The organism is Virgibacillus sp. M23 (assembly GCF_034190895.1).
Taxonomy (GTDB): Bacteria; Bacillota; Bacilli; order Bacillales; family Amphibacillaceae; genus Virgibacillus; species Virgibacillus salarius.
The window spans coordinates 1-946 of sequence record NZ_JAWDHA010000130.1; the positions used below are offsets into that span (position 1 = coordinate 1).

Annotated in this window: 1 protein-coding gene and 1 pseudogene; both read left to right on the top strand. The window is 45.2% G+C overall.

Going from position 1 to position 946, the window contains the following annotated elements; genetic code table 11:
• Positions 1 to 400: YvaD family protein (locus RVS70_RS21570; RefSeq protein WP_321134767.1), on the top strand; the 400-nt coding region annotated here is incomplete at its 5' end.
• 173 nt (positions 401 to 573) lie between these two features.
• A pseudogene (locus RVS70_RS21575) lies at positions 574 to 946 on the top strand (FUSC family protein); the annotation flags it as partial.

Sequence of the window (946 nt, forward strand, 5' to 3'; positions counted from 1 at the left end):
GAGATATATGAAATTGTTTTTCCTCGTGACTGATATCGGCTTTATCTTGTACTGGCTGTCAGCCGGGTTTTCGCTCATACCGGAAAACTGGGCCTTTAAACATCATGACCATCCATTTATGATCGCCTGGAACTGGTCTTTTTTTCCGCTGGATATCCTGATCTCTGTGACAGGGTTGTACAGCTTGTACTTACAGCGGGTGAATCGTGCTGAGTGGAAGCTGATGGCGCTGATTTCTCTTGTGCTGACCTGTTGTTCAGGTTTGCAGGCGATATCATTCTGGACATTCAGCAGGGACTTTGATCTTGTGTGGTGGCTATTTAATGGGTATCTATTGATTTACCCTTTATTTTTTATCCACCTGCTCTTAAAGGAAAGCAGAAGGACGAAGCAGTCCTGACAGGTGCCGCTTTTATGATATTGCGAATAAACTGATGTCATGCAAGCAGAGACGGTTTAAGTCTCTGTTTTTTTTATCGGGCGCACCAATTGAGGAGCTAACCGCGTTTTTGGGCATACTAAAGCGAAGAAATGGGAAGAGTTCTATATATTCATTGAAAAGGATTTTGTCAAATGAACAAAACTGGTGAGAACAATCAAAGAATCATGCCTATCGTGAAGGATGCCTTTCGCATTCATGCGAATCCATTTCCTTGGAAAAAGGCTATCGGATCAGGTTTCGCTTCAGGGTTTCCTGTGCTGGTCGGCGCATTAGCGGGTCACACGGATTACGGACTAACTGCAAGTATCGGAGGCTTTGTTTATTTATATGCGGGCGGTGAATCTTACAAAAAGCGCGCTTTGAAGCTACTCTTGGTTTCCTTTGGGATCGCCCTCTCATTTGGATTAGGAACGCTTTTGTCCGGGACGCTTTGGATAATGGCGGCTGTTTTGGGGCTGGTCGGTGCAGCGGCGATGTTTATTTTTAGCGCGCTCGGCATTCAAG